This is a genomic window from Metapseudomonas boanensis, assembly GCF_042232855.1.
Classification (GTDB): domain Bacteria; phylum Pseudomonadota; class Gammaproteobacteria; order Pseudomonadales; family Pseudomonadaceae; genus Metapseudomonas; species Metapseudomonas boanensis.
Genome location: NZ_CP113889.1, coordinates 1,141,161 through 1,167,451, shown reverse-complemented (window position 1 = coordinate 1,167,451; position 26,291 = coordinate 1,141,161). Strand labels below are relative to the sequence as shown.

The window sequence follows — 26,291 nt, the reverse complement described above, 5'->3', positions numbered from 1 at the left end:
CAACTGGCAAAGTGCCCGGAGCGTTACCTGCAAGCCCCGGCTGGCACAGCGTTCGGGTGGAGTGTGGCGGGCAGCACAGGTTGGGCGCAGCCATGCCGTTGGTGCTGATGCGCCTGCTCCATCCTGCCGTTTCGTCGCGTCAGTAGCCGCCACCGCCTCCGCTTCCTTCCGCCTTTTCGCGATCAGCGGTTTCCCGCTGCTCGCAGGTCATGAAGCCGGTCTCCTCGACCCGTCCGCTGCTATCGAAGCTGACGTGGTAGGCCTGCTTATGCCCGTCCTTGGTGAGGATGTAGTTGTTGCAGGTACCTGACTTGACCTTGCGGCGCGTGCTCGACGAGGGCGGACCGCCAATGGTCTTCACCTCTTGCACGGTCATGCCTTCCTCCACCTGCTTGACCAGCGGCTCGTCGCGGTAGGTGTAGTAATCCGTGGGGTTTTCCATCTTGCCCGCACAGCCGGCCAGCGTAGCCACGGCGCAGGCGATGACCAGCCCATGCTTGCTCATCAGGAGGCCTCCATGTTCGCGCGGGTTGAGCCGCGATGGAGTCAGGTTAGTTCGGCTCCCGGGCCTGCCGCTGGGGAGCGGCCCGGGTGCCGATGAACGGTCGTCCGCTCAGCCGTAGCGTTTCATCGCTTCGATGGCCAGACCGCTGCCGATGCTGCCGAACAGATTGCCCTCGACCTGGCGGGCATTGGGCAGCATCGCCGCCACGCTTTGACGCAGTGCCGGGATACCGCTGGAACCACCGGTGAAGAACAGCGTGTCTACTGCATCGGCCGTGACGCCCGCCTGGACCAGCAGGCCCTCGACGCTGGCGCGCACACGTACCAGCAGCGGCTCGATGGCATCCTCGAAGATCGGCCGGGTCAGGTCCACGGCCAGGCCTGGCTCTATACGGTTCAGGTCGATGGTGCGCTGCTCAACCTGGGTCAGCTCGATTTTGCTGTCCTCGACCTGCATCGCCAGCCAGTGGCCGGCGCGCTGTTCGATCAGGCTGAAGAGGCGGTCGATGCCGGTGCTGTCGACGATGTCGTAGCGCATGTTCTTCAGTGCCAGTTGTGCCTTCTGCGCGTACACAGCGTTGATGGTGTGCCAGGTGGCCAGGTTCAGATGGTAGCTGGTGGGCATCAGTGCATCGCTTTTCATCCGGCTGCCGTAGCCGAATAGCGGCATCACGCCTTGCAGGCTGAGCTGCTTGTCGAAATCAGTGCCACCGATGTGCACACCGCCGGTGGCCAGGATGTCGGCCTGGCGATCCGCCACTTCGCGGCGCTGCGGCGACAGGCGAACCAGGGAGAAGTCCGAGGTACCGCCGCCGATGTCGACGATCAGCACCAGTTCTTCACGCTCGATGCTGCGCTCGTAATCGAAGGCTGCGGCAATCGGCTCGTACTGGAAGGACACGTCCTTGAAACCAAGCTTCTGCGCTACGGCTACCAGGGTGTTCTCGGCCTCCTGGTCAGCCTCTGCATCGTCGTCGACGAAGAACACCGGGCGGCCCAGCACCACTTGCTCGAATTCTCGGCCGGAGGCAGCTTCGGCGCGCTTCTTCAACTCGCCGATGAACAGCCCAAGCAAATCCTTGAAGGGCATGGCGCTGCCCAGCACTGTGGTTTCGCTTTTCAGTAGCGGCGAGCCCAGCAGGCTCTTCAGCGAGCGCATCAGACGGCCTTCGTAGCCCTCCAGGTACTCGTGCAGGGCCAGTCGGCCATAGACGGGGCGGCGTTCCTCGAAGTTGAAGAAGATCACCGAGGGCAGGGTGATCTTGTCGTCCTCCAGGGCGATCAATGGCTCGGCATCCGGACGCCACCAGCCGACGGTAGAGTTGGAGGTACCGAAGTCTATGCCCAGGGCGCGGGCGGGGAGGACGTTGTTCATGCTGCGGGTGTTCCGGGAAAAAACGGCCGCGCAGTTTACGCGAGCGCGCCGGTGAATGCTCCCGTCGGCCAGCGCACTTCGTCGTGACGGCTAGACTGCAATAGGCATGGATAACCCGGGAGATCATTCCATGAGTTCGATTCGCCTTCCTTTGCTGATACTGGCATTGCTCGCGGCATCTCACAGCGTGGCGGACACCGCCCAGCAGGAAAAGATGAAGACCTGCAACGCTGAAGCTACGGCCAAGGAGCTCAAGGGCGACGCCCGCAAGACCTTCATGAGCGGTTGCCTGAAGATGACCCAGCAGGAGCGTATGACCGCTTGCAACAAGACCGCTTCGACCAAGGAGCTCAAGGGCGATGCGCGCAAGAGCTTCATGAGCGAGTGCCTGAAGGCGAAGTAGCGACTGACTTGGCCGGCACTCACTACGCGTCGGCGGTGAAGAGTTTGCCGATTACGCACAGCAGCTCCGCGTTTTCGGTAAAGGCAGGTGAAAGATTGATGCAGTAAAGTGGTGGGCTTTTCCCGTCCGCAATCCCGGCCGCCGTTCGTCCGGCCGCTTCTGGCGAGCCTGTCTCAGCCTTGGAAATCATTATGCGAAGAGCCTCTCACCATGAGTTGCGCACGGCCTTTCGTGCCTTGCTGGACTCCGAATCCTGCTTCCACTCCGCCTCGGTGTTCGACCCCATGTCGGCGCGGATTGCCGCGGACCTCGGCTTCGAGGTGGGCATCCTCGGCGGCTCGGTCGCTTCGCTGCAAGTGCTGGCGGCGCCGGACTTCGCCCTGATCACGCTCAGCGAGTTCGTTGAACAGGCTACCCGCATCGGCCGCGTCAGCCGCCTGCCGGTGATTGCCGATGCCGACCATGGCTATGGCAATGCCCTCAACGTGATGCGTACCGTAGTCGAACTGGAACGCGCCGGCATCGCTGCGCTGACCATCGAAGACACCCTGTTGCCGGCCCAGTTCGGCCGCAAGTCCACCGACCTGATTCCGGTGGAAGAAGGCGTGGGCAAGATCCGCGCGGCCCTGGAAGCGCGCGTTGACCCGGACCTCGCCATCATCGCCCGGACCCACGCCGGCGTGCTCGATGTCGAGGAGGTGATCCAGCGCACCAAGGCCTACCAGGCAGCCGGGGCGGATGGCATCTGCATGGTTGGTGTGGCCGACTTCGATCACCTGGAAAAGATCGCCGAGCACCTCCACATCCCGCTGATGCTGGTCACCTATGGCAACCCCAAGCTGCGCGACAACGAGCGCCTCGCCCGTCTTGGCGTGCGCATCGTGGTCAACGGCCACGCCGCCTACTTCGCCGCCATCAAGGCGACCTACGACTGCCTGCGCGACCAGCGCCAGGTCGCCACCGGCTCCGAACTCAGCGCCACCGAACTGACGCACAAGTACACCCTGCCGGAGGACTACATCGTCTGGGCGGAAGAGTTCATGAATGTGAAGGAATAGCGCGACCTCCACTTGTCGCTCGCCGACCCGTCCCCTTGCAAAACGCCACAGGAAAGCCCAAATCTCTTTCAGGGCCGAAAGCAAGCGGGAGGTCAACATGGCCAGTGGTTGGGCAGGTGATGGTGCGGTACAGGAACAGATCGACAGCACCATCGAAGATGCCATTCAGCGCGCGCGCAGCCAGTTGCCGACGGGCGAGAGCCTGACGCACTGCGAAGAATGCGACGCGCCCATTCCCGAAGCCCGGCGCAAGGCAATCAAGGGCGTGCGACTGTGTGTCGCCTGCCAGACCGAGCATGACAAGGAAAATGCCGCCTTCACCGGGTACAACCGGCGGGGGAGCAAGGACAGTCAGTTGCGTTAGGGCCGGGGCCTGCTGCCTTGGGCCCCGCTGCGCAGGGCGCTGCGAGGCCCAATGGCGCGTCAGAACAGGAAATACCGCTGCGCCATCGGCAGCACGTCGGCCGGTTCGCACCAGAGCAGTTGGCCGTCGGCTTTCACTTGATAGTTTTGCGCGTCGACTTCGATGGTCGGGGTGTAGCCGTTGTGGATCAGGTCTTTTTTCTGTACGCCGCGGCAGCCTTTCACCACGCCGATCTTCTTTTTCAGGTTGAGTTGTTCTGGGATGCCGGCGTCCAGTGCTGCCTGGCTGATGAAGGTAATGCTGGTTGCGTGACGGCTGCCAGCAAAGCTTGCGAACATCGGCCGGTAGTGAACCGGTTGCGGGGTGGGGATGGAGGCGTTGGCGTCGCCCATCAGGCTGGCCGCGATGGCGCCGCCCTTGAGGATCAGGCTGGGTTTGACGCCGAAGAAGGCCGGGCGCCAGAGCACCAGGTCGGCCCATTTGCCCACCTCCACCGAGCCCACTTCATGGCTGATGCCATGGGTGATCGCCGGATTGATGGTGTATTTGGCGATGTAGCGCTTGGCGCGGAAGTTGTCGTTGCCGGGCGTGTCTTCGGGCAGGGCGCCGCGCTGCTTCTTCATCTTGTCGGCGGTCTGCCAGGTGCGGGTGATGACTTCGCCGACGCGGCCCATCGCCTGACTGTCGGAGCTGATCATGCTGAAGGCGCCGAGGTCGTGGAGGATGTCTTCGGCGGCGATGGTCTCGCGGCGGATGCGGCTTTCGGCGAAAGCCACGTCCTCGGCGATGCTCGGGTCCAGGTGGTGGCAGACCATCAGCATGTCCAGGTGTTCGTCGATGGTGTTGCGGGTGAAGGGCCGGGTCGGGTTGGTGGAGCTCGGCAGCACGTTGGAGAAGCCGCAGGCTTTGATGATGTCTGGCGCGTGGCCGCCACCGGCACCCTCGGTGTGGTAGGTATGGATGGTGCGGCCCTTGAACGCGCCCAGGGTGGTTTCGACGAATCCCGACTCATTCAGCGTGTCGGTGTGGATGGCCACCTGCACATCGTACTGGTCCGCCACACACAGGCAGTTGTCGATGGCCGCTGGCGTGGTGCCCCAGTCTTCATGGAGCTTGAGGCCGATGGCGCCGGCTTTCACTTGTTCGATCAGCGGTTCGGGCAGGCTGGCGTTGCCCTTTCCGGTGAGGCCAATGTTCATCGGGAAGGCATCGGCGGCCTGGAGCATGCGCGCCAAATGCCAGGGGCCGGAAGTGCAAGTGGTGGCGTTTGTGCCAGTGGCCGGCCCCGTGCCTCCGCCGATCATGGTGGTGACACCACTCATGAGGGCTTCTTCAATTTGCTGCGGGCAGATGAAGTGGATGTGGGTGTCGATGCCTCCGGCGGTGAGGATCATGCCTTCACCGGCAATCACCTCGGTGCTGGCGCCGACGGCGATGGTGACGTTGGGCTGGATGTCCGGGTTGCCGGCCTTGCCGATCGCAGCGATGCGCCCGTCCTTGAGGCCAACGTCGGCCTTGACGATGCCCCAGTGGTCGATGATCAACGCGTTGGTAATCAGGGTGTCGACTACGTCGGCAGCGAGGAGCTGGCCTTGACCCATGCCGTCGCGGATGACCTTGCCGCCGCCGAATTTCACTTCTTCGCCGTAGGTGGTGAAGTCCTTCTCGACTTCGATCCACAGGTCGGTGTCGGCCAGTCGCACCTTGTCGCCGACAGTGGGGCCGAACATGTCGGCATAGGCTTGGCGGGAAATCTTCATCATGGGTCCTGTCCGTAGGATGGGTTAGCCGCGAAGTGGCGTAACCCATCGCTTTTTAGGGGGGACGGGTTTCGCTCCGCTCTACCCATCCTACGAATTTCAGTGGGTGTTACAGCTCGCCCATCACGCGGCCGGCGAAGCCGAACACGCGGCGCTTGCCCGCCAGGTCGACCAGCTCCACCTCGCGGCTCTGGCCGGGCTCAAAGCGCACGGCAGTGCCGGCCGGGATGTTTAAACGCATGCCACGGGCGGCGGTGCGGTCGAAGGTCAGCGCGTCGTTGGCTTCGAAGAAGTGGTAATGGGAGCCGACCTGGATGGGGCGGTCGCCGGTGTTGGCCACGCTCAGGGTGTGGGTGCGACGGCCGGCGTTGAGTTCGATCTCGCCTTCCTGGATCTGGTATTCGCCGGGGATCATGGGGGTCACTCCAGAATGAGCTGCATGAAGGTGAGGTCTAGCCAGCGGCCGAACTTGCGGCCGACCTGAGGCATCTGCCCGGTGGTAATGAAGCCGAGGCGCTCGTGCAGGCGGATGGAGGTAGCGTTGCCGCTCTCGATGGCGGCTACCATCACGTGTAGTGAGGCGGCTCGGGCGTGTTCGATCAATGCCTGCATCAGCGCAGGGCCGAGGCCCTGGCCGCGCTGGTCATTGCGTACGTAGATCGAGTGCTCGACCGTGTGGCGGAAGCCTTCGATGCTGCGCCAGGTGCCATAGCTGGCGTAGCCGAGCACCGTGCCGGAGTCGTCTACCGCCACCAGCACCGGGAAGCCTGCGGCTGTGCGCTCGGCCAGCCAGGCACGGCGGTTGGCCAGGTCCACCAGGGTTTCGTTCCAGATTGCCGTGGTGTTCTGCACGGCGTCGTTGTAGATCGCCAGGACGCCTTCGAGGTCCTGTCCCTGGGCGTTGCGGATCACATAAGCCATGGCAGGCCTCAGGCTATGGGCTGGTGGACGGTCACCAGTTTGGTGCCGTCCGGGAAGGTGGCTTCGATCTGGATCTCCGGGATCATCTCCGGTATGCCTTCCATCACTTGGTCGCGGCTGAGCAGGGTGCTGCCGTAATGCATCAGCTCGGCCACAGTCTGGCCGTCGCGGGCGCCTTCGAGCAGGGCGGCGGAGATGTAGGCCATGGCTTCCGGGTAATTGAGCTTGAGGCCGCGGGCCAGGCGCCGCTCGGCAACGAGGCCGGCGGTAAAGATCAGCAGCTTGTCTTTCTCTCTTGGCGTCAGGTCCATCAGGTACTCCAGATTCTTGGGGGGACGGCGTCGCGTCCGAGTAAAGCCGGGCGCAGCTGGCGCCAGAGTGAGATCAGCCATGCGCGTGCGTGCAGGGCTTGGCCAGCGAGGCAGCGCGCTACCAGCAGGCCGGGCAGTTGGGTGAGGTTGCCACGGCCTTGGCAGGGCAGTTCTCGGCAGCGCTCCAGCAGCTCAGAGTCGATCGTACCGGTTGCGATCAGGGTCGCGAACACCGGCTGGCCGGCCAGGCCGATGGGCGAGTCGAGCAGGGCATCGTTGCCGGTGATGCGCTGGCGTTCGTGCCAAAGCAGCTTGCCGCCCCGGCGGATGTCCAGGTGGGCTTGGAAATGGCCTTCGGCGAAGCACTCGCCACTGGCCGGGCGGCCAAGGGCGACCATGTCCCAGTAGAACAGGCGGGCGCTTTCGGCCAGCTCGATACGGGTGCTGAGTTCGGCCTGGGCGCCGGAGAAGACGATGGTCTCCTGCGGAAGCCATTCGAGGATGGCGCCGGCTTCTACCTTCAGGTCGAGTCGCTGGTAGGCAGGGCCGCTGGCGCGGTACCACTTGGCCGCGCCGGGGCTGGTAAGCTGGGCCCAGGCCCGTTCGCCAACGCGGGCGGATATTCCTAAGCGGTCGCCACCGGCGATGCCGCCAGGCGGGTGCACGATGATGTGCTGGCAGACTTCCGGGCCTTCGGCGTGCAGGTGCTTCTGCACCCGCAGCGGGCCCTTGTGGCGGCGCAGCGATGGGCGCGTGGCGGCGCCATCGCGGGCGTAGCCGAGTTCCAGCTCGGCGTGCCAGCTGGGGGTGAGGAGGTCAGTGTCGGCAGGTGCATTCATGGGGCGCTCCTGTAGGGTGGGTTAGCCTCGAAGCGGCGTAACCCACGCGGTGCAGGGGTACGGGTACTTCATATGGTCACGAGGCCGCGCACGCCCTCGGCTTCCATGTTCTCGCCGCGGCCTTGCTGGATGATTTCGCCGCGGCTCATCAACAGGTACTGGTCGGCGAGCTCGGCAGCGAAGTCGTAGAACTGCTCAACCAGAAGGATGGCCATGTCGCCGCGTGCGGCGAGTTTCCTGATCACCACGCCGATCTCCTTGATGACTGACGGCTGGATGCCTTCGGTGGGCTCGTCAAGGATCAGCAGGCGCGGCTGGCTGGCCAGGGCGCGGCCGATGGCGAGCTGTTGCTGCTGGCCGCCAGAGAGGTCGCCGCCACGGCGATGTTTCATCTCGCGCAGCACCGGGAACAGCTCGTAGATGGACTCTGGCACCGCCTTGGCCTGACCGGCGGGAAAGCGCGAAAGCCCCATCAGCAGATTTTCCTCCACCGTCAGGCGCGGGAAGATTTCGCGGCCTTGGGGCACGTAGGCGATACCTGCGTGCACGCGCTGGTGCGGCTTGTGGCCGGTGATGGCGCGCCCCTCCCAATTGACCACGCCCTCCTTGGCCGGCACCAGGCCCATCAGGCATTTCAGCAGTGTCGTCTTGCCCACGCCGTTGCGCCCGAGCAGGCAGGTGACTTCACCAACCTTCGCCTCGAAGGAGAGACCACGGAGGATGTGGCTGCCACCGTAGTACTGGTGGAGCTTGTCGACTTGGAGCATGTGTCTGTTCCCCTTTGTCTGGCGCTGGCCATTCGTATGTTAGTGCGGGCCACGCTGGCTTGAGCCTGCGAAGCCCTACGTGGAGCGCGCAGCGCTCCCATGTGTTCATCGGATCCCCAATGGCCGGTCCTGCAGACCGGTTGTTGGGCTTCGCTTCGCTCTGCACCAACCTACGTGGTATCCGTCCTTCAATTGGGTCAGCGGCCGAGGTAGACCTCGATCACCCGTTCATCCGCCTGCACCTCGGCCAGCGAGCCCTCGGCCAGCACATGGCCCTGGTGCAGCACGGTGACGTGGTCGGCGATCGAGCCGACGAAGCCCATGTCGTGCTCCACCACCATCAGCGAGTGCTGGCCTTTCAGATGCTTGAAGAGTTCGGCGGTAAATTCCGTCTCGGCATCGGTCATGCCCGCTACCGGCTCGTCGAGCAGCAACAGTTGGGGGTCCTGCATCAGCAGCATGCCGATCTCGAGGAACTGCTTCTGGCCGTGGGACAAGAGGCCCGCCGGGCGATGGCGCGAGACGTCGAGCTTGATGGTGGCGAGGACTTCGTCGATACGATCCTTCTGCTCACCGCTGAGCCGGGCGCGCAGGCTGGCCCAGACGGATTTGGCGGTCTTCTGCGCCAGCTCCAGGTTCTCGAATACCGAGAGCGCCTCGAACACCGTGGGCTTCTGGAACTTACGGCCAATCCCGGCCTGGGCGATCTCCACTTCGCTCATGCGGGTGAGGTCGAGGGTTTCGCCGAACCAGGCCTTGCCGGCGTTTGGCCGGGTCTTGCCGGTGATCACGTCCATCAGCGTGGTCTTGCCCGCGCCGTTCGGGCCGATGATGCAGCGCAGCTCGCCGACGCCGATGTAGAGATTGAGGTCGTTCAGCGCCTTGAAACCGTCGAAGCTGACGCTGATGTCTTCCAGTGTGAGGATGGTGCCGTGGCGCACATCCAGCCCTTGCTGGGCGACCTGGCCGAGGCCAAGAGCGTCGCGGCCGGTGCCGGCGTCGCTGTTCGGGTCGTAGGCAGGTTCGGGCATGAATTCGGGGGCTGGGGTTACGCGCATCAGTTGTCTCCCTTCTTCACAAGGCCGATCACGCCCTTGGGCAGGTACAGGGTGACGACGATGAACAGGGCGCCCAGGAAGAACAGCCAGTATTCCGGGAAGGCCACGGTGAACCAGCTCTTCATGCCGTTGACCAGGCCGGCTCCGAGCAGCGGGCCGATCAGCGAGCCGCGTCCGCCGAGGGCGACCCACACAGCCGCTTCGATGGAGTTGGTCGGCGACATTTCACTGGGGTTGATGATGCCCACCTGCGGCACGTAGAGCGCGCCGGCAAGGCCACAGAGCACGGCAGACAGCACCCAGATGAACAGCTTGTAGCCGCGCGGGTCGTAGCCGCAGAACATCAGGCGGTTCTCCGCGTCGCGCAGGGCAGTGAGCACCCGACCGAACTTGCTCCGCGCCAGTCGCCAGCCGAGCAGCAGGCTGCCCAGCAGCAGTGCCACCGTGGCGAGGAACAGCGCGGCGCGGGTGCCCGGCGCGGTGATGTCGAAGCCGAGGATGCGGCGAAAATCGGTGAAGCCGTTGTTGCCACCGAAGCCGGTCTCGTTGCGGAAGAACAGCAGCATGCCGGCGAAAGTCAGCGCCTGGGTCATGATCGAGAAGTACACGCCCTTGATCCGCGAGCGGAAGGCGAAGAAGCCGAACACCAGAGCCAGCAGGCCGGGGGCCAGCACCACCAGACACAGCGCCCAGAGGAAATGCTGGGTGCCAGCCCAGTACCAGGGCAACTCGGTCCAGGCGAGGAAACTCATGAAGGCTGGCAGGCCGTTGCCTGACGCTTCGCGCATCAGGTACATGCCCATGGCGTAGCCGCCGAGGGCGAAGAACAGCCCGTGGCCGAGCGACAGCAGTCCGGCGTAGCCCCAGACCAAGTCCAGAGCGAGGGCGACGATGGCGTAGCAGAGGATCTTGCCGACCAGGGTCAGGGTGTAGGCCGAGACCTGCAGCGGGTTGTCGGTCGGCAGCAGGTGCAGCAGCGGCAGGGCCAGAAGCAGGACCAGCACCAGGCCGCCGAGGGCCATTGAGGCGCGCGGGCCGAGGGTGGCGGTAGCGCGCATCAGCAGTGTTTGGTTCAGTGGCTGAGTCATCAGTCGATCACCCGTCCTTTCAGTGCGAAGAGCCCTTGGGGGCGCTTCTGGATGAACAGGATGATCAGCGCGAGGATCAGGATCTTGCCCAGCACGGCGCCAATCTGCGGCTCGAGGATCTTGTTCGCCACACCCAGGCCGAAAGCCGCGAGTACGCTGCCGGCCAGCTGACCGACGCCACCCAGCACCACCACCAGGAAGGAGTCGATGATGTAGCTCTGGCCTAGGTCGGGGCCGACGTTGCCGATCTGCGAGAGGGCCACGCCACCCAGGCCTGCGATGCCGGAGCCGAGGCCGAAGGCAAGCATGTCCACGCGGCCGGTGGGCACGCCGCAGCAGGCTGCCATGTTGCGGTTCTGGGTGACAGCGCGGACGTTCAGGCCGAGGCGGGTCTTGTTCAGCAGCAACCAGGTCAGCAGCACCACGAACAGGGCGAAGCCGATGATCACGATGCGGTTGTAGGGCAGCACCAGGTTGGGCAGCACCTGGATGCCGCCAGAGAGCCATGCCGGGTTGGCCACCTCGACGTTCTGCGCCCCGAAGATCACGCGCACCAGCTGGATCAGGATCAGGCTGATGCCCCAGGTGGCTAGCAGGGTTTCGAGGGGGCGGCCGTAGAGGTGGCGGATGACCGTGCGCTCCAGGGCCATGCCGATGGCCGCAGTGACGAAGAAGGCCACTGGCAGCGCCACCAGCGGGTAGAGCGCCAGCAGGTCCGGTGCCAGGCGCTGGAACGTCAGCTGCACGATGTAGGTGGCGTAAGCACCGAGCATGAGCATCTCGCCGTGGGCCATGTTGATCACCCCGAGCAGGCCGAAGGTGATGGCCAGCCCAAGGGCGGCCAGGAGCAGGATCGAGCCCAGTGACAGGCCGCTGAACGCCTGCCCAAGCAGTTCGCCTACCAGCAGGCGGCGCTTGACCTGGGCCAGGCTGGTTTCCGCGGCGGTGCGCACGGCTGCGTCGGCTTCGATGCCAGGTTGCAGCAGGGCTTCCAGCCGGGTGCGGGCCTGCGGGTCACCGGTTTCACCAAGCAGGCGCACGGCGTTCAGGCGAATCACCGGGTCCGGGTCCACCATTTGCAGGTTGGCCAGGACCAGGCTGATGGCGTCGCGCACCCCTGGGTCTTGCTCGGCCACCATGCGCTGGTTGAGCAGTGGCAGCTGCGCGGGCTTGGCGCTCTTTTGCAGTTGGCGGGCGGCCTCCAGACGCGCGGCGCTGTCTGTCGCCAGCAGCTGGTGGCTGGCCAGGGCAGTAATCAACAGGCCGCGCAGTCTGTTGTTCAGGCGCAGTTGCTTCGGTGTGCCGGCGGGTATGGCTTCACCTTCGGCAGGGGTGTAGTTGCCGTCCTGTCCGATGAAGGCGAGCTTCGCGCTGTCGCTGGCGAAGCGGCCCTGCTGCAGGGCATCGAGCAGTGGCTGGCGCGCGGCATCGGGCTCAGCGGCCCAGCGCTCCAACAGCCTTGCCTGCTGCGCCGGGTTGGCGGCAGCGAAGTCGTTGGCGTCACCCGCCTGGGCTGCCAGGGGGAGCAGCAGGGGAAGGGCGAGGAGGATTCGGTAGAGGACTGTCGGCATTGGGTGGTCCTGGTTCATCGGGCGGTTGGAGGAGCGTGCCGGCTGACACTGCCATCCCCCCTAACCCCTCTCCCGGAGGGAGAGGGGAACCGTCTGGCGTCTCGGGGGCGGCTCGGCGTTTGGCTCCGCGTCACCCCTCTCCCCCTGGGAGAGGGGCCGGGGGAGAGGGAGGCCATGCCGAGCGCGGACTCCCCGGACGTCTTCATTCAGCTCAGTGGCTCTGCACCGCATAGTCCGGCTTCTTGTCGTTACCGGGGATGAACGGGCTCCAGGGCTGGGCGCGCAGCGGGCCCTCGGTCTGCCAGACCACGGAAAACTGACCGTCTTCCTGGATCTCGCCGATCATCACTGGCTTGTGCAGGTGGTGGTTGGTCTTGTCCATGGTCAGGGTGTAGCCGGACGGTGCTGCGAAAGTCTGCCCGGCCAGGGCTTCGCGAACCTTGTCCACATCGGTGGTGCCGGCTTTCTCGACGGCCTGGGCCCACATGTGGATGCCGACGTAGGTGGCCTCCATCGGGTCGTTGGTTACCGCGCTCTGGTAGTTAGGCAGGTTCTTGGCCTTGGCGTAGGCCTTCCACTGCTCGACGAACGTGTCGTTGACCGGGTTATCCACTGACTCGAAGTAGTTCCAGGCGGCCAGGTGGCCTACCAGCGGCTTGGTATCGATGCCGCGCAGTTCTTCCTCGCCGACCGAGAAGGCCACCACCGGTACGTCGGTGGCTTCCAGGCCCTGGTTGGCCAGTTCCTTGTAGAAGGGCACGTTGGAGTCGCCGTTGACGGTGGAGATCACCGCGGTCTTGCCGCCGGCGGAGAACTTCTTGATGTTGGCGACGATGGTCTGGTAATCGGCGTGGCCGAAGGGGGTGTAGACCTCTTCGATGTCCTTGTCGGCCACACCCTTGCTGTGCAAGAAGCTGCGCAGGATCTTGTTGGTGGTGCGCGGGTAGACGTAGTCGGTGCCAAGCAGGAAGAAGCGCTTGGCGCTGCCGCCGTCTTCGCTCATCAGGTACTCGACGGCGGGAATGGCCTGCTGGTTCGGCGCGGCGCCGGTGTAGAAGACATTGGGCGAGAGCTCTTCACCCTCGTACTGTACGGGGTAGAAAAGCAGGCCGTTGAGCTCTTCGAACACAGGAAGTACGGACTTGCGCGATACCGAGGTCCAGCAGCCGAACACCACGTCCACCTTGTCTTTGGTCAGCAGCTGGCGGGCTTTCTCAGCGAACAGCGGCCAGTTGGAGGCGGGGTCGACCACCACGGCTTCCAGTTGCTTGCCGTTCACGCCGCCCTTGGCGTTGATCTCTTCGATGCTCATCAGCGCCATGTCTTTCAGCGAGGTCTCGGAGATCGCCATGGTGCCGGACAGCGAATGCAGGATGCCGACCTTGATGGTCTCGGCCGCCTGGATGGTCCAGGACATGCCCATGGCGGCGATGGATGCGGAAAGCGTGAAGGCCTTGATCAGGCTGCGACGTTGCATGGGTCGGTCTCCATTCTCACAAGTATTTGAAATAACTGCGTTTATTGGTCTGGTGTGCTGGGCAGTATTCAAAGGTCTTCCACGTCACCCTTGGTCGGGCTGCGGCGCTGGCCGCGCGTTGTGTAACAGGTGCAGGGTGATCTTGCGCACTTCAGGGTTGCTGACTTCGGGTTGAGTCCTCAGCAATTGCTGTGCCTTTTTGACCGGATGGATGGAAATGCGCCGTAGCAGCACCGGGCGGATAAGGCTTTGGCGCGTGAAGACGCCCGCGCGATACGTCGTGTGGCGTTCAGCGAAGGGAGGGAACAGAGGCGGGGGGCGATAAGTCGGCGGCGCTCGACTCGAGTGTCTTGCGCACTATCGGGGTGCGCAAGTCCCGTTGCGGTGCCGGGCAGTGCTCGTTGGTGGGGCAGGCGGTGCGGCGTCAACCATCAGGGCACCATATAGTTCCTCACCCCGGTGAAGATGATCTGCGCCGCAAGTGCGCAGACGAACAGTCCCATCAGACGGCTGACGATCTGCAGCCCCTGGTCGCCAAGCAGCCGCTCGATGCGGTCGGAAAGGTAAAGGATGGCCCCCACGGTGGCGCTGGCAATGGCGATGGCGAGCAGGGCGACGAGCTTGTCGTCCCACTGCACATGGCCGGCGCCCATCACCAGCATGGCGCCGATGGTGCCGGGGCCGACTGTAAGGGGAATGGTCAGCGGCACGATGGTGACGTCCTGCTGCACGTTATCCGACTGCACCGCCGAGTTGCCTTGGGCCATGCCCAGGGCGGAGATGAACAGCACAGCGCCAGCACCGATGCGGAACGCATCGATGGTGATACCGAAGATCTTGAAGATCCCCTGGCCGAACAGGTAGAGCAGGGCGCTGGCCACGAGGGTGCCGAGGGCGACTTTCCAAGCGAGTCTCTTGCGCTCCTTCACCGTGTAGCCGCGGGTCAGGCCGATGAAGCAGGAGAGTACGAAGAAGGGGCTGTAGAGCACTAGCATCTTCAGATACAGGCTGGAAAGGCTTTCAAGCATGGTGGGGCATCCGTTCGTGACTGCCAGGGCCGCCTGCTCAGTGTAGAGCGTGCCCTGCCATTGGGCGCTCAACTATAACCGTGCCGGAGGCTTCGTCTATACCTTCCTGCACCGGGGCGTGATGCCGCATCGGGAGTCACCCATGGCACACCTCAGTTTCACCCCCAACCTGCAACGCCACCTCGATGTCCCCGAACTGGACGTGGGCGGCGCCACGGTGGCCGCCGCCCTGGCCGAGGCCTTTGCCGCCAACCCGCGCCTGCGCAGTTATCTGCTCGATGACCAGGGGCGCCTGCGGCGGCATGTGGCGATCTTCGTCGATGGCAGGCAGGTCAATGATCGACGCGGGCTCTCCGATCCACTTGCCGCCGGCAGCGAGGTTTTCGTGGTGCAGGCGCTGTCCGGTGGTTGAGGCTGCGCAAGGAGGATACGCAGATGTCGCAACGCATCCATGTGGCGACCCGCAAGGGCCTGCTGCAGTTCGAGCCGGCGGGGAACGACTGGCGTCTGGTGCGCCAGGACTTCCTCGGTGAGCCGGTGAGCATGGTCCTGGCCGATCCGCGCGATGGCCGCCTCTATGCGGCACTTCACCTCGGCCACTTCGGACCCAAGCTCTGGCGTTCTGCAGATGGCGGGCAGCGGTGGGAGGAGATTCCCGCCCCCGCCTTTTCAGTTGCTGACGACGGTGAGGACGGTCCCTCGGTAGACATGATCTGGTGCCTGGAGCCGGGCGGCACCGACCAACCCGGAACGCTCTGGGCGGGCACCATTCCCGGCGGGCTATTCCGCTCCCGTGACCATGGGGACTCGTGGCAACTGGTCGACAGTCTCTGGCAGCGGCCGGAGCGGGCCAATTGGTTCGGTGGCGGCTACGACCAGCCGGGCATCCACTCCATCAGCGTCGACCCGCGGGACAGCCGTAGACTGACGCTGGCCGTGTCCTGCGGTGGCGTGTGGCACAGCGAGGATGAGGGCGCAAGCTGGAGCTACCGGACCCGTGGCATGCGCGCGGCCTACATGCCGTCAGAGCGTGCCGAGGAACCCGATATCCAGGACCCGCATCGCATGGTGGCCTGCCCGGTGGAACCGGAACGGCTCTGGGTGCAGCATCACAATGGGATTTTCCTCAGCACCGACCGGGGCCTGAACTGGAAGGAAATCGAACACGCCGGCCCCTCCACTTTCGGTTTTGCGGTGGCGGTGCACCCGTCAAATCCGGACTGCGCCTGGTTCGTCCCGGCGGTGAAGGATGAATGCCGGGTGCCTGCGGATCAGCGCCTGCGCGTGACCCGCACCCGCGATGGCGGGCGGAGTTTCGATGTGTTGGAGCAAGGTTTGCCGCAGCAGCACTGCTATGACCTGGTGTACCGACACGGCCTGGATGTGGATTCCAGTGGCCAGTGCCTGGCCATGGGCTCAACCACTGGACACCTTTGGGTATCAAAGGATCAGGGTGATAGGTGGCAACTGGTGGCGGGGCATCTGCCACCGATCTTTGCGGTGCGGTTTGCGTAGGCCGGTTTTTTTCAGGCCGGCCGTTGGCCTGAACTGACGGCTCCCTCTCCCTCTGGGAGAGGGTCGGGGTGAGGGAAGGTGGGCCATGGCGCCAGGTACTCGGCCCCAGGTTGTGGGGTGCCAGGGCAGGCCGTTGGCCTGCTTGGCGTATGAATCCGCCCCCACAGGAAAAGCGTCCCCTGTGTGGGCAGGCCGAGAAGCAATGCGGGATCAGGAATGCATCGCGTGCTGGCTGCGCAGTTCCTTCTCGGCGACCCAATGTTCGATCAGGTCACGCAGCTGCGACAGTTCCACCGGCTTGGCCATGTGGCCGTCCATGCCGGCCTGGCGTGCGCGCTCCTTGTGTTCGCTGAGGATGTGCGCGGTGAGGGCTACCACCGGCGTGCGTGGGCGGTGCTCGCTGGCTTCCCAGGTGCGCAGCATCTGGGTGGCGGTGAAGCCGTCCAGGATCGGCATTTCGCAGTCCATCAACACCAGGTCGTAGTGCTGGGCCTTCATGGCGTTGAGCGCTTCCTCGCCGTTGCTGGCGGTATCCGGCTCCAGCTTGAGCTTGCTCAGCATTCCACGGATGACCTTGGTCGAAATGCTGTTGTCCTCGGCCACCAGGATGCGGAAATCATCCGGAACACGCAGCGGCTCGCTAACCTGGGAACCTGGCAGCGGCGTCGAGCCGCCGGCTTTGCGCTGGTTGAGTTCATCGGCCAGCGTGGTCTTGAGCGTGTAGCCGGCAACCGGCTTGGCGAGGATGCGTTTGATGCCGGCGTTGCGCGCGATGATCTTGCTCGGGGCGTTACTGATACCAGTGAGCATGATGATCAGGATGTCATGGTTGAGGCTAGGGTCTTCCTTGATCTTGGCCGCCAGCTGCATGCCGGTCATGCCGGGCATGTCCTGGTCGAGCAGCACCACATCGAAGTATTCGCGCAGATGCGCCTTGGTGCGCAGCAGGGCGAGGGCCTCCTTGCCGGAGGACACGGCGCTGACCTGCAATCCCCAGGCACTGCATTGCTGGATCAGCACCTTGCGGCAGGTGTCGTTGTCGTCGACCACCAGCAGGCGTGCGCCATCAAGCGGCTGGTCGAGGTCGGTGGTGGGTTGCTCAAGGCGCTGGCTATCGACCGGCAAGGTGATCCACAGGGTGCTGCCCTGGCCGCCGCCGCTCTGGATGCCGAATTCGCCATTCATCAAGCGGACCAGTTGACGGGCGATGACCAGTCCCAGGCGACCGCCCAGCTTGGTGGCGGCCATGAAGTCGCGGCTTTGCAGCTCGGCATTGAGCAGGGCGTCGCGCTCGCCGGCCTCCAGGGGACGGCCGCTGTCCTGCACGGCGATCCGCAGGCGTGGCTCGCTGCCAGCAGTGTCCAGGGCGACCACCAGGAGGATTTCACCTTCATCGGTCTGCTTGAACGCGTTGTCCAGCAGGCTGAGCAGAATCTGGCGCAAGCGCGCAGGGTCGCCGCCAATGATCCGCGGAACCTGGGGCTGCATGAAGCTGATCAGTTCGACGCGCTGCTGCTCGGCCTTGGCGCGGAAGACATCGAGGCAATCCTCGATCAGGGCGTTGAGGTCGAACTGCACATCGTCCAGCTCGATCTGGCCGGACTCCAGTTTGGAGATGTCGAGAATCTCGTTGATCAGGGTAAGCAGTTCATTGCCTGAGCTGTGGATAGTCTGCACATAGTCGCGCTGCTTGGCCGAAAGGGGGGTGCCGAGCAGTAACTCGGTCATGCCGAGTACGCCGTTCATGGGCGTGCGAATCTCGTGGCTGATCTTGGCGAGAAACTCGCCCTTGGCCTTGAGCTCGGCGGAGCTGGCTGCACGCTCCCGGCTGGCGATGAAGGCTTCCTGCTGGATTCGCCGCTGGCGCGCACTGAGGGCGAGGCTGAGCATGACGCCGCTGAATGAAGACACTGCCAGGAGCGAGTAGGCCAGCCATTCGGACTCCAGGCGCCAGTAACCGAACAGCGCAGGCAGGGCGCCGAGGATTGCGATACAGAATACCGCCAGGCCAAGGGTGAACGGCCCCGCAGGCCGATAGCCATGGCGCCAGTGATATACCGCCACGAAGAACATGCTGATGCTGGCAATGGCCGCGAGGATATAGACCAGCTGATTGAACTGCAGGCTGGTGACCAGTATCAGCAGGACACCGATCAGGCAGATCAATACGATCTCGCCGATCAGCAGTTTGGTCAGCGGCGTGCTTGGACAGACCTTGTGAAAGAAGCTGGCTGTGAAGGCCAGGGCACAGACCATTGCCGCCAGCATCGACAGGTTGGCGATCTGCGGCTGGGCGCTTTGCCATTCGCCGAGCCAGGGCGAGCTGATGCCAAGCAGGCTCAGGCCTGTGACGATCAGGCAGCTTTGCGCGGCGGCCAGCCACAGGCAGCTGCTGTCGCGGCTGTAGGCGTAACGCATGAGACTGTAGAACACCAGCATGCCCAAGCTGCCGAGCAGCAGGCCGTAGAGCAGAGGCCGGGTATCGTCCGCCGCCATCAACGCCGAGGATTGCAGGTCGATCGTCGGGCGCAGGGCATGCTCGGAGGACAGGCGCAGGTAGAGGTCCAGCGGTTCTTTCGCCACGGGCAGCGGCAGCAGGAAGTCGCGGCTGGGCAAGGGGCGGTTGCTGTAGGGCAGACTGCTCCCCGTGCGGGTGTGGTCGATGAGTTCTTCGCCCTTGAGGACGTAGAGGTCGAGGAAAGCCAGGTAGGGCGCGAAGACGCGAAGCAGTTGCTCGTGTTCGCTGGGGGGAAGCTGGTAGTGAAGCCAGACTGCGCTGCCGCCGCCGGAGGTATAGAGTTGCTGGAGGTCGATCGGGGTGAACTGCGAGAGGGCCTGTTGGGTGCGCACGTCTTCGAGGCGCAGGCTTGAGGACGGGTCTTGCAGAATGCTCCATTGCCGATCGTCCGCAGCCTGTGCAGGCAACAGAAAGAGCGAGGTCAGCAGCATGCTGACAAGAAGGACGGTGGCAATCCTGAGCCGACGCACGGGCGAAGTCCCTTCGTGGGTGAGTGGCCCGATTATAGCCAAGGCCTGGCTGTACGGAACATGATCAAGGCGGCCAGTCGGCCGCCTTGATCCAGGCTTTTACCTGTTCTTTACCTTCAACCTTCGCCGCGTTCGCGCGCGATGGCTCGGTAACCGATGTCCTTGCGGTAGAAGCATCCGTTCCAGCGGATCTTCTCCGCCAGGCGGTACGCCTGCTGCTGGGCATCGGAGACGCTGCGACCAATGGCGGTGGCGCAGAGCACGCGGCCGCCGGCGGTGACGATCTGGCCATCCTTCAGCGCGGTGCCGGCGTGGAACACCTTGCCGTCCAGAGCAGCGGCGTCGGCCAGGCCTTCGATGACATCGCCTTTGGCGTAGTCGCCTGGGTAGCCGCCAGCCGCCAGCACCACGCCGACTGTCGGGCGCGGGTCCCAGGTGGCTTCGACCTTGTCCAGGGCCTGGGCCAGTGCGGCTTCCACCAGCAGCACCAGGGAGGACTCCAGGCGAACCATGATCGGCTGAGTTTCCGGGTCGCCGAAGCGGCAGTTGAATTCGATGACCTTGGGCGCGCCGCTCTTGTCGATCATCAGGCCGGCATAAAGGAAGCCGGTGTAGACGTTGCCTTCCTCGGCCATGCCGCGCACGGTCGGGTAGATCACCTGGTCCATCACCCGCTGGTGTACCTCGGGGGTGACCACCGGGGCCGGCGAGTAAGCACCCATGCCGCCGGTATTGGGACCGGTGTCGGCGTCGCCAACGCGCTTGTGGTCCTGGCTGGTGGCCATCGGCAGGACGTTCTTGCCGTCGACCATGACAATGAAGCTGGCTTCCTCGCCATCCAGGAACTCCTCGATCACCACGCGAGCGCCCGCATCACCGAAGGCATTGCCGGAGAGCATGTCGCGTACGGCTTCCTCGGCTTCAGCCAGGGTCATGGCGACGATCACGCCCTTGCCGGCGGCCAGGCCGTCGGCCTTGATCACGATGGGCGCACCTTTTTCACGCAGGTAGGCCAGGGCCGGCTCCACTTCGGTGAAGTTCTGGTAGTCGGCGGTGGGGATTTGGTGGCGTGCGAGGAAATCCTTGGTGAAGGCCTTGGAGCCTTCCAGCTGGGCGGCGCCGGCGGTGGGGCCGAAGATGGCGAGCTTGCGGCTGCGGAACAGGTCCACCACGCCTTTCACCAGCGGCGCTTCCGGGCCGACGATGGTCAGCTGGACGTTCTTCTCGGCGAAGTCCGCCAGTTGCTCCAGGGCCAGCACGTCGATGGCGACGTTCTCGCACTTGGCCTCGGTCGCGGTACCGGCATTACCCGGTGCGACGAAGACTTTGGCAACGCGTGGGTCCTGGGCGACCTTCCAGGCCAGGGCGTGTTCACGACCGCCGCTGCCGATGATGAGTACGTTCATTGAGTTCTCCTTGAGGAGGCGGGCCTTCCGCCCGAACGGTGGATAAGAAGAGCGTTATCCACCCTACAAAAGCTACGAATCTTCTACGACGGACCGTCGGGGGCGCGATGGAGCGGGTAGATGCAAGGCGTCCGGTCCTTCACCAAGCGGGGTTGCCTTCTGGCAATGAGCATTGGGGAAGGGCCGGACAACACAGCAGATGCCTGCTTCAGCGCGTCCCTACTCAGTGCCTGAAGTGGCGCATGCCGGTGAAGACCATCGCGATGCCGGCCTCGTCGGCTGCGGCGATGACTTCGTTGTCACGCATCGAGCCGCCCGGCTGGATCACCGCGGTGATGCCGGCCTTGGCTGCGTTGTCGATGCCGTCGCGGAACGGGAAGAAGGCATCGGAGGCCATGACTGCACCTTTGACTTCCAGGCCAGCATGCTCGGCCTTGATGGCAGCGATGCGTGCGGAGTTCACACGGCTCATCTGGCCTGCGCCGACGCCAACGGTCTGACGGTTCTTGGCATAGACGATGGCGTTGGACTTGACGAACTTGGCCACTTTCCAGGCGAAGATCAGGTCATGGATTTCCTGCTCGCTCGGCGCGCGCTGGGTCACGACCTTGAGGTCGGCAGCGCTGATCATGCCGATGTCGCGGCTCTGCACCAGCAGGCCGCCGTTGACGCGCTTGAAGTCCCAGCCCAGGGCACGTTCGGCGGCCCACTCGCCGCACTCCAGCAGGCGCACGTTGGCTTTGGCTGCAACTACAGCGCGGGCTTCGGCGGAGATTTTCGGGGCGATGATCACTTCGACGAACTGGCGATCGACGATGGCCTTGGCGGTTTCGGCATCCAGTTCGCGGTTGAAGGCGATGATGCCGCCGAACGCGGATTCGGTGTCGGTGGCGTAGGCCAGGTCGTAGGCCTTGCGGATGCCGCCTTCATCTTCAGGTACCACGGCAACACCACAGGGGTTGGCGTGTTTGACGATGACGCAGGCCGGCTTGACGAAGCTCTTCACGCACTCCAGCGCGGCATCGGTATCCGCCACATTGTTGAAGGACAGTTCCTTGCCCTGCAGCTGGATGGCGGTGGAAACGCTGGCCTCGGCCGGTTTGGCTTCAACGTAGAATGCCGCGCTCTGGTGCGGGTTCTCGCCGTAGCGCATTTCCTGGGCCTTGATGAACTGGCTGTTGAAGGTGCGCGGGAAGGCGCCGCGGCCTTCGGTGGTGAGGGTGTCGCGCGCCTGGTCGATGGTACCCAGGTAGTTGGCGATCATGCCGTCGTAGGCGGAGGTGTGCTCGAACGCCTTGAGCGCCAGGTCGAAGCGCTGCGCGTAGGTCAGACCGCCGGCCTTGAGACTTTCGAGGACGTTGGCGTAGTCGCTGGCATTGACCACGATGGCGACGTCCTTGTGATTCTTCGCCGCGGAACGAACCATGGTCGGGCCGCCGATGTCGATGTTCTCGATGGCGGTGGGGAGGTCGCAGTCAGGCTTGGCGACGGTGGCTTCGAAGGGGTAGAGGTTGACCGCGACCAGGTCGATCGGCTTGATGCCGTGCTGTTCCATCACCGCGCCATCGAGGTCACGACGGCCGAGGATGCCGCCGTGGATCTTCGGGTGCAGGGTCTTCACCCGACCGTCCATCATTTCCGGGAAGCCGGTGTAGTCCGCGACTTCTACGGCAGCGATGCCGTTGTCCTTGAGCAGCTTGTAGGTGCCGCCGGTGGAGAGGATTTCCACCCCGAGCGCTGCCAGCTCACGGGCAAAGTCGACAATGCCGGTCTTGTCGGAAACGCTGATCAGGGCGCGACGAACGGGGAGGCGGGTGGTCTGGTCGGTCATTTCGGAGCCATTCGATTGGGAAGAGGAATTTAGGGTGAGCTGGAAGCGATAAGCCGGAAGCTCGAAGGGCTGGCGGGTAGTCCAGCTTCAGGCTTCCGGCTCGGGCTCCGGCTAGTCAGAGCAGATCGTACTGCTTGAGCTTCTTGCGCAGTGTGCCGCGGTTGAGGCCGAGCATTTCGGAAGCCTTGGTCTGGTTACCCTTGACGTAATTCATCACGGTTTCCAGCAGCGGCGCTTCCACTTCGGAGAGCACCAGGTTGTAAACGTCCGTGACGGCGGCGCCCTCAAGATGGGCGAAATAGTTGTGCAGCGCCTTTTCCACGCTGCCGCGCAGGGTCTGACCCTCGGCGGTTGCTGCAGTCAGGTGCTGTTTAAGGTTGGCGTTGTCGCTCACGGGTGTTGCCCCATCAAAAAAATTCTCGGTCATCGTCGTCATGCGGCCACCTCTTCTCCTTCGTTGTGACGTTCGATGAAAAACTCCCGAACGTTGGCGCACTGCGCGTCCGTGGACTCCAAACGATTGAACTTGGTGCGAAACTCCCTGGCCCCGGGCAGGGTTGCAAGGTACCAGCCGACATGCTTGCGGGCGATGCGTACGCCCATTTCGTCGCCGTAGAAGGCGTGCAGTGCGGCAAGGTGTTCCAGCAGTATTCGTTCCACTTCTACCAGCCCCGGCGGCGGCAGGAGTTCGCCCGTCGCCAGGTAATGCGCGATCTCGCGGAATATCCAGGGACGTCCCTGGGCCGCTCGACCAATCAGCAGGGCATCGGCGCCTGTGGCGTCGAGGACCTGCCGGGCTTTCTGTGGCGAATCGATATCGCCATTGGCGAATACCGGGATCGACACGGCCTGCTTGATCGCGGCGATCGTGTCGTACTCGGCTTCGCCTGTATACAGGTCGGCCCGCGTACGGCCATGCACAGCCAGTGCCTGGATGCCGGCCTGCTCGGCGATTTTCGCCACTTGTATCCCGTTCCTGTTCGATCTGTCCCAGCCGGTCCGGATCTTCAGGGTGACAGGTACGTCAACGGCGCCGACCACGGCTTCGAGGATTTCAGCCACCAGGGCCTCATCTTTCATCAGCGCGGAGCCCGCAGCCTTGTTGCATACCTTTTTCGCCGGGCAGCCCATGTTGATGTCGATGATTTGCGCACCGAGAGCAACATTGGCCCGTGCCGCTTCCGCCAGCATCTCCGGATCACCCCCGGCTATCTGGACGGAGCGCGGTTCCGGATCCCCCTCGTGGAGCAGGCGCAACCGCGACTTGCGGCTATTCCACAGGCGCACGTCGCTGGTGACCATTTCCGATACCACCATGCCGGCGCCAAGGCGACGGCACAGCAGGCGAAACGGTCGATCGGTGACACCCGCCATCGGGGCAAGTATCACGGGGTTGGGCAAGGCGTAAGGGCCAATGCGTACCGCCGACATAAGTCTTCCCTGTTTTGGGGCCTGCTAGGAGCCTGTACTCGATCTGCGGCACGTCGGCCATGCGGATTCAAAAACAGGCTCTTGGTGATATCTGGGGAGTTCGAAAAAGGGTGGGCATGATACCCGCTCTCGATGACTGGATAAAGGCTGTTTTGAACAAATTCTGAGCAGCCAAGCTCTTATCACCAAGCGTTTGGAAAACGCTGCAGCGCCGGAATTCCGGCACTTGCAGGCTATTCGGGGGAATGGAAGCTGAGACTGTAGTTAACGGCCTTGGCGCCCGGGTCGAGGATATCCAGGGAAATGTGGATGGGCGTCTGCGGCGGCATTTCTCCCTGGCCCGCCAGTTCGCCGGAGAGGTATTCGCCGGGCTTGAAGCGACGGCTGGCCAGCAATTGGCCGCTCATGTCGGCGAAGCGCAGTTCCAGCAGCGGGAAGGGTTGGGAGAAGGACGCGCGGTTGTAGAGGATCGCGTCGACGACCAGCGCGCCGGAGAAGTCCGGATGGCTGCGTACCACCAGGTTGCTGCTCTTGATCAGATCGATATCGACCTTGGAGGGCAGCTGGCAGCCGATTTCCGGGCAGATCTGCGCGAACCAGGGGCGGTACTGGTCCTGTCGGGCCAGTTCGTCGAAGTGGTACCACACGTACTGAGTGGCCAGGGCGCCAGCGCCTAGCAGGTTCAGCAGGCCCCAGCCGATCCACCGACCCCATGGGCGCTTCGGCTGCTGCCAGTCGAGTTGCAAGGGTTCGTCGTTGAGGTTGAGCAGGCCGTCATCACGCAATCCGGGTTCGCTGCGCTGTGCGCGTGCGGACTCCCGGGGTTCTGCTTCCGGCTCGTCGTCGTGATCGTCGTCGGCAAGAATCTCTGGCTCGTCGTCACGGGCGCCACCCAGGCTGAAGTCCGGGCCCGGTTCGTCCTCCACCATATCCAGTGACAGGCTGGGCTCGGTGCGGGTCGGGGCGGCCGGGCTGCTGAGGGTTGCTGGGGTGACGGCGACGGGTTCCGGGGCGAGAGGCGGTTGGGGGGGCTCGGTCCCGCGCTCTTCGACTTCGCGGATCAGGGCCTCAGCCCAGCCTTCGTCGGCAGGCTGCTCGGCTGCTTCTTCGGGGGCTGGCGCAGGTGCTGGTGTGGGGGCAGGTTCTGGCACTTCCAGGCCGGAGCGCAGTGGTGGTTCGTGGCCGAGGAGGTCACGGGACAGCCGGCGCTCCTCCTGCTCCAGCTTGGCAAGCTCTTCGTCGAGGTCGAGGCTGTCCAGGTCGAGATCGTCGTGGATCCACTGGGTATCGCTGGTCGACGAGTCGCTGGGACTGTCGGCCGGAGACTGGATAGCCTGGTTGAGGACGGCGGCGACGCTGGGAACCGCGCTGGCCGGCAGCGGGGGTGTCGTTGGGGGCGGGGCCGGTTTGGTCTGCGTCGACGCTGGACGAGGGGTTTCCTGGTGCGACTCGGGCTTTTGGGGCGGTACCGCTTGGCCGGCTGCCGCCAGCAACTGCTGCGCAGCGTTGAACACATGCAGGCAGGCACCGCAGCGCACGGCGCCGTTGGCCACTGCCAGCTGCGCACGGCTTACGCGGAAGCTGGTCTGGCAATGTGGGCACTGGGTGACGAAGCTGTCAGTCATGCGGTGATCCGGTGGAAACGAAGGGTTATTTTACTCAATCCGGCACTGTTCTGGCGCTGTTCTCGCTAGCGGCGTATGCCGCTGATGCGTACCCAGCCTTCCTTTTCCGCCGTCGGGTCGAGTTCGAAGGCATCGGCATAGGCTGCGCGGACTTCCTCGGCCTGCTCGGCGAGGATGCCGGACAGTGCCAGGTGGCCGCCAGGCGCCACCAGGGCGGTGATCTGAGGTGCGAGGGAGACCAGCGGGCCGGCGAGGATATTGGCAACCACCACTTCGGCGGGATTGGCCGGCAGGTCTGCGGGCAGGTAGACCGGGAAGCGGGTGGGTTCGATGCCATTGCGCAAGGCGTTGTCGCGGGAGGCTTCCAGGGCCTGCGGGTCGATGTCGGTGCCCACGGCTTCGCGAGCGCCCAGCAGCAGCGCAGCGATGGCGAGGATGCCCGAGCCGCAGCCGAAGTCCAGGACGTCGCGGCCGGTCAGGTCTTGGCCATCCAGCCATTCCAGGCAGAGTGCGGTGGTCGGATGGGTGCCGGTGCCGAACGCGAGGCCCGGGTCCAGCAGCAGGTTTACCGCATCCGGTTCCGGGGCGTCGTACCAACTGGGGACAATCCATAGGCGACGGCCGAAGCGCATCGGTTTGAAGTTGTCCATCCAGCTGCGTTCCCAGTCCTGGTCCTCGATTCGCTCGATCTGGTGCTCTGGCAGCGCGGCGCCAGTGAGCAGCTCCAGGTGCGCGACCAGGTTGGCTTCGTCGGTGTCGGCCTCGAACAGCGCCAGCAGGTGGGTATGCGTCCACAGGGGCGTGGTGCCGAGGTCGGGTTCGAAAATCGGCTGATCCTCGGCGTCCATGAAGGTTACGGAAACCGCGCCAACTTCCAGGAGGGCATCTTCATAGGTTTCCGCCTGTTCCGGGGTGATGGCGAGACGGACTTGTAACCAGGGCATGGCGGGAACCTCTTGATCGATTCGTAA

General features: G+C 64.2%; 25 protein-coding genes. 5 read left to right on the top strand and 20 right to left on the bottom strand.

Features of this window, described 5'->3' with window-relative positions:
• Positions 1-139: 139 nt before the first annotated feature.
• Complete coding sequence (gene osmE / locus OXH74_RS05415; protein WP_375740377.1) at positions 140-505, bottom strand: osmotically-inducible lipoprotein OsmE; 366 nt, start codon at positions 503-505, stop codon at positions 140-142.
• A gap of 108 nt (positions 506-613) precedes the next feature.
• Positions 614-1,879 carry an Hsp70 family protein gene (locus tag OXH74_RS05410; protein WP_375740376.1) on the bottom strand — a complete coding sequence of 422 codons (1,266 nt, stop codon included), beginning with the start codon at positions 1,877-1,879 and terminating at the stop codon, positions 614-616.
• A 130-nt stretch (positions 1,880-2,009) separates the two neighbouring features.
• On the opposite strand from OXH74_RS05410, the gene OXH74_RS05405 reads away from it, so the two are divergent.
• The 3 genes from OXH74_RS05405 (at position 2,010) to OXH74_RS05395 (ending at position 3,704) form a co-directional block, all read left to right on the top strand.
• On the top strand, positions 2,010-2,282 hold the full coding sequence (locus OXH74_RS05405) for a PsiF family protein (protein WP_215371393.1): 273 nt from the start codon (positions 2,010-2,012) through the stop codon (positions 2,280-2,282).
• Between the two features lie 191 nt (positions 2,283-2,473).
• Positions 2,474-3,340 (top strand): oxaloacetate decarboxylase, encoded by an 867-nt coding sequence (locus OXH74_RS05400; protein ID WP_375740375.1) that lies wholly within the window; start codon positions 2,474-2,476, stop codon positions 3,338-3,340.
• Between the two features lie 97 nt (positions 3,341-3,437).
• Positions 3,438-3,704 carry a DksA/TraR family C4-type zinc finger protein gene (locus OXH74_RS05395; RefSeq protein ID WP_215371388.1) on the top strand — a complete coding sequence of 89 codons (267 nt, stop codon included), beginning with the start codon at positions 3,438-3,440 and terminating at the stop codon, positions 3,702-3,704.
• A gap of 59 nt (positions 3,705-3,763) precedes the next feature.
• On the opposite strand, the gene ureC is transcribed toward OXH74_RS05395, so the two are convergent.
• The 11 genes from ureC to OXH74_RS05340 all read right to left on the bottom strand — a co-directional run bounded on the left by ureC (position 3,764) and on the right by OXH74_RS05340 (position 14,524).
• A complete protein-coding gene (gene ureC / locus OXH74_RS05390; protein ID WP_375741567.1) occupies positions 3,764-5,464 on the bottom strand; it encodes an urease subunit alpha in 1,701 nt (566 codons plus the stop codon).
• Positions 5,465-5,573: 109 nt separating this feature from the next.
• A complete protein-coding gene (locus tag OXH74_RS05385) occupies positions 5,574-5,879 on the bottom strand; it encodes an urease subunit beta (RefSeq protein ID WP_375740374.1) in 306 nt (101 codons plus the stop codon).
• Between the two features lie 5 nt (positions 5,880-5,884).
• Positions 5,885-6,385 carry a GNAT family N-acetyltransferase gene (locus OXH74_RS05380; protein ID WP_375740373.1) on the bottom strand — a complete coding sequence of 167 codons (501 nt, stop codon included), beginning with the start codon at positions 6,383-6,385 and terminating at the stop codon, positions 5,885-5,887.
• 8 nt (positions 6,386-6,393) lie between these two features.
• The gene (gene ureA, locus OXH74_RS05375) at positions 6,394-6,696 is read right to left on the bottom strand and encodes an urease subunit gamma (RefSeq protein WP_375740372.1); all 303 of its coding nucleotides are present in this window, start codon (positions 6,694-6,696) and stop codon (positions 6,394-6,396) included.
• Complete coding sequence (locus OXH74_RS05370) at positions 6,696-7,535, bottom strand: urease accessory protein UreD (RefSeq protein ID WP_375740371.1); 840 nt, start codon at positions 7,533-7,535, stop codon at positions 6,696-6,698. The genes ureA and OXH74_RS05370 overlap by 1 nt, the downstream gene beginning before the upstream one ends.
• Positions 7,536-7,603: 68 nt before the next feature.
• Positions 7,604-8,302 carry an urea ABC transporter ATP-binding subunit UrtE gene (gene urtE, locus OXH74_RS05365; RefSeq protein WP_375740370.1) on the bottom strand — a complete coding sequence of 233 codons (699 nt, stop codon included), beginning with the start codon at positions 8,300-8,302 and terminating at the stop codon, positions 7,604-7,606.
• 197 nt (positions 8,303-8,499) lie between these two features.
• Positions 8,500-9,360 (bottom strand): urea ABC transporter ATP-binding protein UrtD, encoded by an 861-nt coding sequence (urtD, locus tag OXH74_RS05360; RefSeq protein ID WP_375740369.1) that lies wholly within the window; start codon positions 9,358-9,360, stop codon positions 8,500-8,502.
• Positions 9,360-10,448 carry an urea ABC transporter permease subunit UrtC gene (gene urtC / locus OXH74_RS05355; RefSeq protein WP_375740368.1) on the bottom strand — a complete coding sequence of 363 codons (1,089 nt, stop codon included), beginning with the start codon at positions 10,446-10,448 and terminating at the stop codon, positions 9,360-9,362. Before urtC ends, urtD begins: the two co-directional genes overlap by 1 nt.
• Positions 10,448-12,019 (bottom strand): urea ABC transporter permease subunit UrtB, encoded by a 1,572-nt coding sequence (urtB, locus tag OXH74_RS05350; RefSeq protein ID WP_375740367.1) that lies wholly within the window; start codon positions 12,017-12,019, stop codon positions 10,448-10,450. The genes urtC and urtB overlap by 1 nt, the downstream gene beginning before the upstream one ends.
• 211 nt (positions 12,020-12,230) lie before the next feature.
• Positions 12,231-13,496: an urea ABC transporter substrate-binding protein gene (gene urtA, locus OXH74_RS05345; protein ID WP_375740366.1), complete on the bottom strand. Its 1,266-nt coding sequence runs from the start codon at positions 13,494-13,496 to the stop codon at positions 12,231-12,233.
• A gap of 431 nt (positions 13,497-13,927) precedes the next feature.
• A complete protein-coding gene (locus tag OXH74_RS05340; RefSeq protein ID WP_375740365.1) occupies positions 13,928-14,524 on the bottom strand; it encodes a MarC family protein in 597 nt (198 codons plus the stop codon).
• Positions 14,525-14,666: 142 nt separating this feature from the next.
• On the opposite strand from OXH74_RS05340, the gene OXH74_RS05335 reads away from it, so the two are divergent.
• Complete coding sequence (locus OXH74_RS05335; protein ID WP_375740364.1) at positions 14,667-14,936, top strand: MoaD/ThiS family protein; 270 nt, start codon at positions 14,667-14,669, stop codon at positions 14,934-14,936.
• A 23-nt stretch (positions 14,937-14,959) separates the two neighbouring features.
• Complete coding sequence (locus OXH74_RS05330; RefSeq protein WP_375740363.1) at positions 14,960-16,039, top strand: WD40/YVTN/BNR-like repeat-containing protein; 1,080 nt, start codon at positions 14,960-14,962, stop codon at positions 16,037-16,039.
• 210 nt (positions 16,040-16,249) lie between these two features.
• On the opposite strand, the gene OXH74_RS05325 is transcribed toward OXH74_RS05330, so the two are convergent.
• The 7 genes from OXH74_RS05325 to prmA all read right to left on the bottom strand — a co-directional run bounded on the left by OXH74_RS05325 (position 16,250) and on the right by prmA (position 26,264).
• On the bottom strand, positions 16,250-19,027 hold the full coding sequence (locus tag OXH74_RS05325) for a response regulator (RefSeq protein WP_375740362.1): 2,778 nt from the start codon (positions 19,025-19,027) through the stop codon (positions 16,250-16,252).
• 116 nt (positions 19,028-19,143) lie between these two features.
• Positions 19,144-20,433: a phosphoribosylamine--glycine ligase gene (purD, locus tag OXH74_RS05320; RefSeq protein WP_375740361.1), complete on the bottom strand. Its 1,290-nt coding sequence runs from the start codon at positions 20,431-20,433 to the stop codon at positions 19,144-19,146.
• Positions 20,434-20,656: 223 nt separating this feature from the next.
• Positions 20,657-22,264 carry a bifunctional phosphoribosylaminoimidazolecarboxamide formyltransferase/IMP cyclohydrolase gene (purH, locus tag OXH74_RS05315; RefSeq protein WP_375740360.1) on the bottom strand — a complete coding sequence of 536 codons (1,608 nt, stop codon included), beginning with the start codon at positions 22,262-22,264 and terminating at the stop codon, positions 20,657-20,659.
• Positions 22,265-22,379: 115 nt separating this feature from the next.
• Positions 22,380-22,700 carry a DNA-binding transcriptional regulator Fis gene (fis, locus tag OXH74_RS05310; RefSeq protein ID WP_215371350.1) on the bottom strand — a complete coding sequence of 107 codons (321 nt, stop codon included), beginning with the start codon at positions 22,698-22,700 and terminating at the stop codon, positions 22,380-22,382.
• On the bottom strand, positions 22,697-23,695 hold the full coding sequence (gene dusB / locus OXH74_RS05305; protein ID WP_375740359.1) for a tRNA dihydrouridine synthase DusB: 999 nt from the start codon (positions 23,693-23,695) through the stop codon (positions 22,697-22,699). The genes fis and dusB overlap by 4 nt, the downstream gene beginning before the upstream one ends.
• Positions 23,696-23,928: 233 nt before the next feature.
• Entirely contained in the window at positions 23,929-25,320 is a 1,392-nt protein-coding gene (locus tag OXH74_RS05300) for a DUF3426 domain-containing protein (protein WP_375740358.1), read from the bottom strand.
• A 65-nt stretch (positions 25,321-25,385) separates the two neighbouring features.
• A complete protein-coding gene (gene prmA / locus OXH74_RS05295) occupies positions 25,386-26,264 on the bottom strand; it encodes a 50S ribosomal protein L11 methyltransferase (RefSeq protein WP_375740357.1) in 879 nt (292 codons plus the stop codon).
• Positions 26,265-26,291: the final 27 nt, after the last annotated feature.

What these genes read in the sequence shown, in the direction of transcription:
- OXH74_RS05400 (WP_375740375.1), top strand. Translation starts at nt 2,474, where the DNA reads ATGCGAAGAGCCTCTCACCATGAGTTGCGCACGGCCTTTCGTGCCTTG.
- urtD (WP_375740369.1), bottom strand. Translation starts at nt 9,360, where the DNA reads ATGCGCGTAACCCCAGCCCCCGAATTCATGCCCGAACCTGCCTACGAC.
- OXH74_RS05405 (WP_215371393.1), top strand. Translation starts at nt 2,010, where the DNA reads ATGAGTTCGATTCGCCTTCCTTTGCTGATACTGGCATTGCTCGCGGCA.
- OXH74_RS05395 (WP_215371388.1), top strand. Translation starts at nt 3,438, where the DNA reads ATGGCCAGTGGTTGGGCAGGTGATGGTGCGGTACAGGAACAGATCGAC.
- OXH74_RS05410 (WP_375740376.1), bottom strand. Translation starts at nt 1,879, where the DNA reads ATGAACAACGTCCTCCCCGCCCGCGCCCTGGGCATAGACTTCGGTACC.
- fis (WP_215371350.1), bottom strand. Translation starts at nt 22,700, where the DNA reads ATGACGACGATGACCGAGAATTTTTTTGATGGGGCAACACCCGTGAGC.
- OXH74_RS05300 (WP_375740358.1), bottom strand. Translation starts at nt 25,320, where the DNA reads ATGACTGACAGCTTCGTCACCCAGTGCCCACATTGCCAGACCAGCTTC.
- OXH74_RS05380 (WP_375740373.1), bottom strand. Translation starts at nt 6,385, where the DNA reads ATGGCTTATGTGATCCGCAACGCCCAGGGACAGGACCTCGAAGGCGTC.
- urtE (WP_375740370.1), bottom strand. Translation starts at nt 8,302, where the DNA reads ATGCTCCAAGTCGACAAGCTCCACCAGTACTACGGTGGCAGCCACATC.
- urtA (WP_375740366.1), bottom strand. Translation starts at nt 13,496, where the DNA reads ATGCAACGTCGCAGCCTGATCAAGGCCTTCACGCTTTCCGCATCCATC.
- osmE (WP_375740377.1), bottom strand. Translation starts at nt 505, where the DNA reads ATGAGCAAGCATGGGCTGGTCATCGCCTGCGCCGTGGCTACGCTGGCC.
- ureC (WP_375741567.1), bottom strand. Translation starts at nt 5,464, where the DNA reads ATGAAGATTTCCCGCCAAGCCTATGCCGACATGTTCGGCCCCACTGTC.
- ureA (WP_375740372.1), bottom strand. Translation starts at nt 6,696, where the DNA reads ATGGACCTGACGCCAAGAGAGAAAGACAAGCTGCTGATCTTTACCGCC.
- urtB (WP_375740367.1), bottom strand. Translation starts at nt 12,019, where the DNA reads ATGCCGACAGTCCTCTACCGAATCCTCCTCGCCCTTCCCCTGCTGCTC.
- OXH74_RS05385 (WP_375740374.1), bottom strand. Translation starts at nt 5,879, where the DNA reads ATGATCCCCGGCGAATACCAGATCCAGGAAGGCGAGATCGAACTCAAC.
- urtC (WP_375740368.1), bottom strand. Translation starts at nt 10,448, where the DNA reads ATGACTCAGCCACTGAACCAAACACTGCTGATGCGCGCTACCGCCACC.
- purD (WP_375740361.1), bottom strand. Translation starts at nt 20,433, where the DNA reads ATGAACGTACTCATCATCGGCAGCGGCGGTCGTGAACACGCCCTGGCC.
- OXH74_RS05335 (WP_375740364.1), top strand. Translation starts at nt 14,667, where the DNA reads ATGGCACACCTCAGTTTCACCCCCAACCTGCAACGCCACCTCGATGTC.
- prmA (WP_375740357.1), bottom strand. Translation starts at nt 26,264, where the DNA reads ATGCCCTGGTTACAAGTCCGTCTCGCCATCACCCCGGAACAGGCGGAA.
- OXH74_RS05340 (WP_375740365.1), bottom strand. Translation starts at nt 14,524, where the DNA reads ATGCTTGAAAGCCTTTCCAGCCTGTATCTGAAGATGCTAGTGCTCTAC.
- OXH74_RS05370 (WP_375740371.1), bottom strand. Translation starts at nt 7,535, where the DNA reads ATGAATGCACCTGCCGACACTGACCTCCTCACCCCCAGCTGGCACGCC.
- OXH74_RS05330 (WP_375740363.1), top strand. Translation starts at nt 14,960, where the DNA reads ATGTCGCAACGCATCCATGTGGCGACCCGCAAGGGCCTGCTGCAGTTC.
- dusB (WP_375740359.1), bottom strand. Translation starts at nt 23,695, where the DNA reads ATGTCGGCGGTACGCATTGGCCCTTACGCCTTGCCCAACCCCGTGATA.
- purH (WP_375740360.1), bottom strand. Translation starts at nt 22,264, where the DNA reads ATGACCGACCAGACCACCCGCCTCCCCGTTCGTCGCGCCCTGATCAGC.